The following is a 9,294-nucleotide window of genomic DNA, read 5'->3' on the forward strand; positions in this document are numbered from 1 at the left end:
GGCCGAGACTCCGCGCATTGCGGGGTTTCTCGGACGTGCCTGGGTGTCTCGCGGAGGAAGTGAGTCAGGCGAAGTCGGTGGGGTCGGGGACGCGGATCATGATCTCCTGGGCCACGGTCGCCACCAGCACGCCGTCGCGGGTGAACATGCGCGCGGTCGACAGACCCCGCCCACCGCGGGCGCTGGGGGAGTCCTGGACGTAGAGCAGCCAGTCATCGACGCGGGCGTCCCGGTGCCACCACATGGCGTGATCGAGGCTGGCCACCCGCAACCCCGGCGAGAGCCAGGAAACGCCGTGCGCCCGCAGGACGGCGTCCTGAATGGTCATGTCGCTCATGAACGCCAGGGTCGCTCGGTGCAACCACGGGTCATCCGGCAACGGACGCCGAATCCGCATCCACACGACATTGTGGGCGTCGGTGCTCTCGGCGGGGTGGAGGTGCACGGAGCCGTACGGGTACCGCGTCTCGATCGGGTGCTGCGTGAAGAACTCGGCGCGTGCCGCCGCATCGGGCAGATTCCGGACGGCCTCGAACGCGTCCGGGAGCGTCTCCGGCGCGGGGATGCCCGCCGGCATGGTCTCCTGATGGTCCAGACCTGGTCCGGCGTCCTGGAACGACGCGATCATCGAGAAGATCGGCTGGCCGCCCTGATAGGCCTGGGCGCGGCGGGTGGAGAAGGATCGCCCGTCGTGGATGCGATCCACGGACAACGTGAGTCCGCGGTTCGCATCGCCGGGACGCAGGAAGTAGCCGTGCATCGAGTGCACCACGCGTCCCTCCTCGACCGTGCGGGACGCGGCCACCACGGACTGCGCGAGCACCTGTCCGCCGAAGATTCGCCCGGTGGGCATCGGAAGTGACCGTCCGGTGAAGATGTCCTCGGTCGTGCGCGCCTCGGTGGCATCCAGATCGAGGACGTCGACCATCGCGTCCACCTTGTCCATGTCGGACGACTGACTCATGGCACCTCCAGCGGACCGGCGGTCGGCCCGCTGGCTAGTCTAGGAGGATGCCCGCCTCGCTTCTGCTCACCGACACCGACACCGCGCGCGACGTGCTGACCTTCGCCGGACGTGCCGCTCGGGCGGGTGCCGACGCGGTCCGTCTGCAGGCCGAACACGGGGTACTGCGGGTGACGGCGGCCACCCTCTCGCCGAACGGGCTGCTCGATGCGACCCCGACGGTCCTGGCGATGCGCGTGGTGGGTGCGGACCCGGAACTCGTCTGCGACTTCGCGGTCGTGCCGGACGGACTCACTGCGGACGCGCTGACCCCCGGAGCGGTCACCCTGCCCGACACCGCGGTGTCCCCGGCCTGGACCGGCGTCGCACCGCCGCAGAGCGGATGGGAGGCCCTCGGCGAGATCCCCGCATCCGTCCTGCAGCTGATCGCCGCGGACGGCATCGCAGCCGTCGCCGACACCGTACCCACGGACGCGGGGGAGGACATCGTTCGTGCGGTGCGCGCGCGCGTCTGGGGTCCGCTGGACGAGCGGGTCCTGGACGCACCGCGTGGCGTCGCCTTCACCGCCGACGCGTTCGGATTCCTCCGCGGGGACGAAACGGTCGCGGTGTTCCGGGCCGAGCGGTGGATGCGTTTCTCACTGCGGCGCGGCCATGTCCTCAGCCGCGGCCCGGCGCGCGTCGGACTCACACCGGTGCGTGCCACCGGCGCCGTCTGACGCGGCTCAGCGGCTCGCGCCGCGTCCGGCCTGCCGTCCGCTGAACAGGCACCCGCCGAGGAACGTGCCCTCCAGCGCCCGGTAGCCGTGCACGCCGCCTCCGCCGAACCCGCTCGCCTCACCGCACGCGAACAGCCCGGGAATCGGCTCGCCGGACGCGGACAGCGCCCGACCGTCCAGGTCCGTCTCGATGCCGCCGAGGGACTTCCGGGTCAGCACGTGCAGTTTGACGGCGATCAGGGGGCCGGCCGCCGGATCCTGCAGGCGGTGGGGTGCGGCCGTGCGGATGAGCTTGTCGCCACGATAGGCGCGCGCGGATCGGAGCATCGCGATCTGCGCGTCCTTGGTGAAGTCATTGGTGATCTCTCGGTCCCGGGCTTCGACCTCGCGGATGACGTTCTCGCGATCCAGGAGCTCCCCACCGGGAAGCGCCTGCATCTCGTCCAGCAGAACGTTGAGCGTGTCGGCGTGGACGAAGTCCTCGCCCTGATCCAGGAACGCCTGCACCGGCTCCGTCGGGCCCTTCGCGAGGCGGGACTTCAGGAGCAGCGACACGTCCTTGCCGGTCAGATCCGGATTCTGCTCGCTCCCGGACAGGGCGAACTCCTTCTCGATGATCTTCCGCGTCAGGATGAACCACGAGTGATCGTGCCCGGTCGCCCGCAGATGGGCGAGGGTACCGAGGGTGTCGAAACCGGGGAAGAGGGGGACCGGCAGACGATGCCCGGTGGCATCGAGCCACAGCGAGGACGGACCGGGCAGGATGCGGATGCCGTGCCCGGGCCAGACCGGATCCCAGTTGCGGATGCCCTCGACGTAGTGCCACATGCGGTCCTCGTTGATCAGCCGTGCGCCGGCGGACGCGCTCACACCGAGCATCGAACCGTCGACGTACGCCGGCACGCCGGTGAGCATGCTCGTCGGGGCGGTGCCAAGGCGAGACGGCCAGTTCGCCCGCACGAGGTCGTGGTTGCCCCCGATCCCACCGGACGCGACGATGACGGCACCCGCCTCTACCTGCCACTGGCCGGCGACATCGCGATTCGAGGCCTCGCCGCGTTCCGCGCCGGACTCGATCAGCACATCCCCGCGCGCTCCGGTCACGGCCCCATCCGTGACGATGAGCTCCGTGACGCGGTGCCGCGGCAGAACGGTGAGCGTCCCGGCCTCCTCCGCGGCTTCCACGGCGGCTTGGAAGGGAGCGACGATGCCCGGTCCGGTGCCCCACGTGATGTGGAATCGCGGAACGGAGTTGCCCGGCCCGATCGCGCCGTACCCGCCGCGCTCGGCCCATCCGACGACCGGGAAGAAGCCGACACCCAGTTCGCGCAACCAGGCGCGCTTGCCCTCCGCCGCCCACTGCAGGTAGGCCTCCGCCCACGCCCGCGGCCAGCGATCCTCCTCTCGATCGAACCCCGCATTGCCGAACCAGTCCTGGCGAGCGAGGTCGAGGTCATCCGTGATGCCCATGCGGCGCTGCTCCGGAGAGTCGATGAGGAAGAGCCCGCCGAAGGACCACCAGGCCTGCCCGCCGAGGTTGGTCCGCGGCTCCTGGTCGACGATGACCACCTGTTTGCCCGCCAGGACCGCCTCGCGCGCGGCGACGAGTCCGGACAGGCCCCAGCCGATCACGAGGACATCGGTGGACCGGGAGGTGGTGGGGGGCATCTCGACTCCTTCGTCGTGGGGCTTTCCGATGACGCTATCCGGTCTGCGCCGACGCGACACGACGACGCACCCGATCGCCGCGAGAGGGTGCACCGGCCGTAGGGTGGGAGACGGCCGTTTCGCAGACCCCGCGGGCGGTGACCGCTCACGAGGCAGGGAGAATGCGCGGCGATGAAGGCGCTGTTCAAGAGCGAGGCCGGACCGGGCTTCGAGTACGTCGATCGACCGGAGCCGGAGGTGGGGCCGGCGGATGTCAAGATCCGCGTGCTGCGCACCGGAATCTGCGGCACCGACCTGCACATCGAACGCTGGGATGACTGGGCGGCGGGCAATGTGCCCACCCCGATCATCCCGGGCCACGAGTTCAGCGGCGAGGTCGTCGAGGTCGGCCCGCTCGTGCACGATGTCAGCGTCGGCGATCTGGTCTCCGGCGAGGGTCACATCGTCTGCGGCATGTGCCGCAACTGCCGTGCCGGCCGGGCGCAGATGTGCATCCGGACGAAGGGTGTGGGTGTGCAGCGCGACGGCGCGTTCGCGGAGTACATCGTCATCCCGGGCCGGAACGTGTGGGTGCATCAGACCCCGATCGATCCGGACGTCGCGGCGATCTTCGACCCGTTCGGCAACGCCGTCCACACCGCGCTGAAGTTCGGCGTCGTCGGCGAGGACGTGCTGGTCACCGGGTGCGGACCCATCGGTCTGATGGCGATCGCGGTGGCGCGTCACGTCGGCGCGCGCTTCATCGTGGCGACGGACGTTTCCGCCCCACGCCTCGAGATGGCGCGGCGGATGGGCGCGGACGCCGTCGTGGACGTCTCGGCCGGCCGCGTCGCGGACGTGCAGCGCGAGCTCGGCATGCGGGAGGGATTCGACGTCGGCTTTGAGATGTCCGGCTCCCCGGCGGCGCTGCCGGAGATGATCGAGAACATGAACCACGGCGGGCGCATCGCGATGCTGGGGCTGCCCGCGGCGCCGTTCCCGGTGGACTGGGGCAAGGTGGTCACGCACATGCTCACCCTGAGCGGGATCTACGGCCGCGAGATGTTCGAGACGTGGAACTCCATGAGCGCGATGCTGCAGTCCTCGGACACGCTGCGAGACCGGCTCGGGGAGATCATCTCCGACCGCTACCCGGCGCGCGAGTGGCGCGCGGCGTTCGATGCGGCCGCCTCCGGTGGCGTGGGCAAGGTCATCATCGACTGGACGGAGATCTGAGATGTACACGGGTGTGAAGGAGCAGTTCCAGGCGGAGCTCGACGAGATCGAGGCGGCCGGACTGACCAAGCATGAGCGCGGCATCGCCGGTCCGCAGGGGTCGGAGGTCCGCGTCGGCGATGCCGACGTGCTGAACTTCTGCGCGAACAACTACCTCGGCCTCGCCGATGACCCGCGCATCGTGGCCGCGGCCCACCGCGGGCTCGACGAGTGGGGCTACGGCCTGGCCAGCGTGCGCTTCATCTGTGGCACGCAGGAGCAGCACCTGGCTCTCGAGCAGCGGCTGTCCGCTTTCCTCGGCTACGAGGACGCGATCCTGTTCTCGTCGTGCTTCGACGCCAACGGCGGGGTCTTCGAGACCCTGTTCGGCGCGGACGACGCGATCATCTCCGACGAGCTGAACCACGCCTCGATCATCGACGGCATCCGCCTGTCCAAGGCCGCGCGCCACCGTTATCACAACCGCGACATGGCGGACCTCGAGGCGAAGCTGGTGGAGACCGCCGGCGCGCGGCGCCGCGTGATCGTCACCGACGGCGTGTTCTCGATGGACGGCTACATCGCCCCGCTCGCGGAGATCTGCGACCTGGCTGAGAAGTACGACGCGCTGGTGTTCGTCGATGACTCGCACGCGGTCGGCTTCGTCGGCGAGAACGGCCGCGGCACGCCCGAGCTGTGTGGCGTCGAGGGCCGGGTGGACATCACCACGGGCACGTTCGGCAAGGCCCTCGGTGGGGCATCCGGCGGCTACGTCGCCGCGCACGGCGAGATCGTTGATCTGCTGCGCCAGCGCGCCCGTCCGTACCTGTTCTCCAACACCCTCGCGCCGGCCATCGTCGCGGGCACCATCGAAGCGCTGGAGCTGCTGGCGGCCTCCGGCGAGCTGCGCGAACGTCTGCGGGAGAACGCGGCACTGTTCCGGCGGCTGATGACGGACGCCGGATTCGAGCTGCTGCCGGGCGAACACCCCATCATCCCGGTGATGTTCGGCGATGCCCGGCTGACGGCGAACATCGCCGCGGAGCTGCAGACCCGCGGGGTCTACGTCACCGCGTTCAGCTTCCCGGTGGTGCCGCGCGAGCAGGCGCGCATCCGCGTGCAGCTGTCCGCCGCGCACAAGTCGGACGAGATCGAGCGCTGCGTCGCGGCGTTCGTCGCAGCCCGGGACACCGTCACCGCCTGACCCGTCGGCGCTGTCGGCCGCGTCGCCGCTCATCCACCGGACCGGTGGCGACGCGGGCGGGTCAGAGCGCGGGTCGGCCGCCGGCGGCCGGGCCGATTCCGCTCGGCTCGAAGGTGTTCACCATGGCGTGGGCGGCGCGGTCGAGGTAATCCCACAGGGTCGCCTCGTGAATCGGGGAGAGCTGCAGAGCGTCCACGGCGGCGCGCATGTGCGCGAGCCACCGGTCGCGAGCGTCCGGGTCGACATGGAAGGGCATGTGCCGCATCCGCAGACGCGGATGGCCGCGCTGCTCGGAGTACGTCGACGGGCCGCCCCAGTACTGCTCGAGGAACATGGTCAGGCGCTCGTGCGCTCCGGCCATGTCCTCATCCGGGTACATCGGCTTGAGCACCGGGTCCGCGGCGACGCCGGCGTAGAACACGTCGACCAGACGGACGAACGTGTCGTGTCCGCCGATCTGCTCGTAGAAGCTGGGGGCGTCGGTCATGACTGGTCCTTCTCGCCGGACTCGGGTTTGTTCTTCTTCTTCGGTGTCTTCTGCCCGGTGGGCGACGGTTTCGTGACGGGGCGAGCGTCATCCTCCGGCGTCACCGGGATCGCGGTCGGTCCGGCGACGGTCCGCGCCCGCCAGGTGGGCCGCTTCGGCGTCGAGACCACCGGTTGCGTCGCCGTGCGCGGCGGGTTGGCCCCGCGCACGCGGAAGGCCCCCTCGCTGCCGGTCAGCTCCACGGAGATGAGGTTCGCCACCGGCATGTCCGTGGCCTGGAACGCGCGCTTCAGACGCGTTCGGAGTTCCTGAGCGACGTCGTCGCGTGAGGTGGAGCGCGTCCGCATGACCGCGCGCAGCACCATCGTGTCGTCGGTCACGGCCTCCAGGCCCCACGTCTCCGGTTTGCCGACGATGCGCGAGCGCCACTTCGGGTCCTGGGCGAAGGAGGTGAGTGCCCCCTGGAGCACCGCGTCGGCGGCGTCCACGTCGGCGGCGGCCGGAACGGACACGTCCACGATGACCCGGGACCAGCCCTGCGACATGTTGCCGATGCGGAGGATCTCGCCGTTGCGGACATACCAGAGCGTGCCGTTCACATCGCGCACGTGCGTGACTCGCACGCTGACGTACTCCACGATGCCGGTGGCGAGACCGAGGTCGACGACGTCGCCGATGCCGACCTGGTCCTCGACCACGATGAAGATGCCGTTCAGGACGTCCTTGACGATGTTCTGCGCGCCGAAACCGAGGCCGGCGCCGACGGCGGCGGTGATGAGCGTCAGGGAACCGAGGATGTCCTGGTTGAGCACCTGGACGGACAGCACGCCGGCAACGATCACAAGGGTGATGTTCACCACGTTCTGCAGGATGGACCCCAGGGTCCGCGTGCGCTGGACGAGGCGCGCGGCTGCGAGCGGGGAGCGGTCGAGGGCCTGCGTGTCCTCGACGTTCGCCTTGTGCTTCGCCCCCAGCACGATGCGGTTGACGATGCGGCGGATGACGAACCGGAGACCCCCGGCGATGAGGAAGCAGATCACGATGATGCTCGCGACCGACAGCAGGTTCAGGCCGGTCTGCAGCAGGAACCTCAGCACGCTGTCCCATGACGGCGGTGTCCAGTCGGGGAGGGGGGAAGTCGCGGTGAGGAGCACCGTCCCATCCTACGAGGGGCGACCTTCGCGTCCGGTGGACCCTCCACCGCACGGCGAAGGCGGGACGCCACTGCGCCCCGCCTCCGTGGATTCGTGACGCTCAGGCGTCGCGCGTCTTCAGGACCACGTATCCGGCGGCGAGTCCGGCGACCGCCCATCCGGCGATCGCGAGACCGCCACGCAACTGCGCGTCCCCCGTGTTCTGCACGAAGTCGGATCCGGCATTCATCGGCAGGTAGTTGGCGACGGTCTGGATCCAGTCGAGGTTCGGGACCATACCGAGCATGCTCGCCACGATCGGGAGCACGAACACGATGCCCGCGACGATCGCGAGCGAACCCGCGCCGCTGCGAACCGCGAATCCGACCCCGAGGCCGAGCAGGGCGAGACCCGCGAGGTAGAGCGCGTTCCAGATGTAGGGGAGCACGGCGGTGGCCGGGTCGCTGAGGTCCAGACCGGCATCGACACCGCCGAAGATCGGCAGCGTCACCGCGAGGGCGACGAGGTTGGTGATCAGGCTCAGTGCCACGACGAAACCGAAGACGGACAGCGCCTTCGCGAGGAACGCGCGGGTGCGATCCGGGGCGGCCGTGAGGGTCGAACGGATCATGCCGGTGGAGTACTCACCGGTGACGAAGATGGTGCCGAGGATGCAGGCCAGCAGCACCGTGAACATGGACGGGAGTGTGACGGCCGACGCGATGCTTCCGTTCGCGCTCTCCGGCGAGACCAGGTCGTTCGAGGTCAGTTGCAGGGCCACCAGCACGCTGATTCCCACACTGAGCGCGAAAACGATGGCGGCGGACCACCAGGTGGAGCGCAGCGTGACCAGCTTGATCCACTCGGAGCGGACCTCGTGACCGAGGGTCAGTCGATAGGGTGACGCGGTGCGCGTGGCCGGGGTGGCCGGAGTCGTGGTGGCGGCCGGGGCGGGAGCGGTTGCGGTGGTCACTTCATGTCCTTCGTCTTGTACTCGACGGCGTCGCCGGTGAGGGCCATGTACGCCTCTTCCAGCGACCCCGTGCGCGTGGTGAGCTGGTGCACGGTGATCCCGGACGCCGCGGCGATGTCGCCGACGTGTGCCGCGGGGGCGCCGGAGACGATGAGCTCGTCCGGGGCGGTGGTGGCGACGGTGACGGTGTCCGAACGGAGGGCGGATGCGAGCTCGGCCGCCCGGGGCGAGCGGACGAGCACGTCTTCGCGGGTCCACTGCGAGACCAGCTGCGGCAGGGGCGCATCGGCGAGGACGCGACCCTTGCCGAGCACGATCAGGTGGTCGGCGGTCTGCGCCATCTCGCTCATCAGGTGGCTGGAGAGCAGCACCGTGCGGCCCGAGGCGGCGTAGGAGCGGACGAACTCGCGCACCCAGCGCACGCCCTCCGGGTCCAGGCCGTTCACGGGCTCGTCGAGGATCAGGGTCTGCGGGTCGCCGAGCAGTGCGGCCGCGATGCCGAGCCGCTGTCCCATGCCGAGGGAGAATCCGCCGGCGCGCTTACGGGCGACCGCGGTGAGACCGGTGATCTCCAGCACCTCGTCGACGCGACGGGCCGGGATGCCATGGCTGGCGGCCATGGCTCGGAGGTGGTTGCGGGCGGTGCGCCCCGAGTGGACGGCCTTGGCATCCAGCAGCACGCCGACTTCAGTCAGTGGAGAGCCCGAGCGGGCGTAGGAGTGTCCGCCGACGGTCACGGTGCCCGAGGTCGGATCATCCAGCCCCACGATCATGCGCATGGTGGTGGACTTGCCGGCGCCGTTCGGGCCGAGGAAGCCGGTGACCGCGCCCGGACGCACCTGGAAGGAGACATCGGTGACGGCTGCGCGGGCACCGTACCGCTTGGTGAGGTTCTCTGCGACGATCATGTGCTTCACGCTACGGATGACCCACACGGGGCCACATCGTCCGG

9 protein-coding genes are annotated in these 9,294 nt (G+C 69.9%); 3 read left to right on the top strand and 6 right to left on the bottom strand.

Annotated features, from left to right (window positions below; all coding sequences use genetic code 11):
- Window positions 1-64 precede the first annotated feature (64 nt).
- On the bottom strand, window positions 65-964 hold the full coding sequence (locus BN1193_RS07990) for an acyl-CoA thioesterase (RefSeq protein WP_052460553.1): 900 nt from the start codon (window positions 962-964) through the stop codon (window positions 65-67).
- A 47-nt stretch (window positions 965-1,011) separates the two neighbouring features.
- Here BN1193_RS07990 and BN1193_RS07995 point away from each other — a divergent pair, with 47 nt between their 5' ends.
- The gene (locus tag BN1193_RS07995) at window positions 1,012-1,683 is read left to right on the top strand and encodes a hypothetical protein (protein ID WP_040165334.1); all 672 of its coding nucleotides are present in this window, start codon (window positions 1,012-1,014) and stop codon (window positions 1,681-1,683) included.
- A 6-nt stretch (window positions 1,684-1,689) separates the two neighbouring features.
- Here the strand turns inward: BN1193_RS07995 and BN1193_RS08000 are convergent, their stop codons facing one another.
- Window positions 1,690-3,351, bottom strand: a complete 1,662-nt coding sequence (locus BN1193_RS08000) for an FAD-binding dehydrogenase (protein ID WP_040165336.1) — start codon at window positions 3,349-3,351, stop codon at window positions 1,690-1,692.
- Between the two features lie 171 nt (window positions 3,352-3,522).
- Between BN1193_RS08000 and tdh the strand changes: the two genes are divergently transcribed.
- Together tdh and BN1193_RS08010 are read left to right on the top strand one after the other, a co-directional pair.
- Window positions 3,523-4,566, top strand: a complete 1,044-nt coding sequence (tdh, locus tag BN1193_RS08005) for an L-threonine 3-dehydrogenase (RefSeq protein WP_040165337.1) — start codon at window positions 3,523-3,525, stop codon at window positions 4,564-4,566.
- Between the two features lies 1 nt (window position 4,567).
- Complete coding sequence (locus BN1193_RS08010) at window positions 4,568-5,749, top strand: glycine C-acetyltransferase (protein ID WP_040165339.1); 1,182 nt, start codon at window positions 4,568-4,570, stop codon at window positions 5,747-5,749.
- Between the two features lie 61 nt (window positions 5,750-5,810).
- On the opposite strand, the gene BN1193_RS08015 is transcribed toward BN1193_RS08010, so the two are convergent.
- The 4 genes from BN1193_RS08015 to BN1193_RS08030 form a co-directional block, all read right to left on the bottom strand.
- Window positions 5,811-6,236: a globin gene (locus tag BN1193_RS08015; RefSeq protein ID WP_040165341.1), complete on the bottom strand. Its 426-nt coding sequence runs from the start codon at window positions 6,234-6,236 to the stop codon at window positions 5,811-5,813.
- The gene (locus BN1193_RS08020) at window positions 6,233-7,390 is read right to left on the bottom strand and encodes a mechanosensitive ion channel family protein (RefSeq protein WP_052460554.1); all 1,158 of its coding nucleotides are present in this window, start codon (window positions 7,388-7,390) and stop codon (window positions 6,233-6,235) included. The genes BN1193_RS08015 and BN1193_RS08020 overlap by 4 nt, the downstream gene beginning before the upstream one ends.
- A gap of 100 nt (window positions 7,391-7,490) precedes the next feature.
- On the bottom strand, window positions 7,491-8,342 hold the full coding sequence (locus BN1193_RS08025) for an ABC transporter permease subunit (protein WP_040165342.1): 852 nt from the start codon (window positions 8,340-8,342) through the stop codon (window positions 7,491-7,493).
- Window positions 8,339-9,250 carry an ABC transporter ATP-binding protein gene (locus BN1193_RS08030; protein WP_040165721.1) on the bottom strand — a complete coding sequence of 304 codons (912 nt, stop codon included), beginning with the start codon at window positions 9,248-9,250 and terminating at the stop codon, window positions 8,339-8,341. The genes BN1193_RS08025 and BN1193_RS08030 overlap by 4 nt, the downstream gene beginning before the upstream one ends.
- Window positions 9,251-9,294: the final 44 nt, after the last annotated feature.

The organism is Microbacterium gorillae (genome assembly GCF_000826185.2).
Lineage (GTDB): Bacteria > Actinomycetota > Actinomycetes > Actinomycetales > Microbacteriaceae > Microbacterium > Microbacterium gorillae.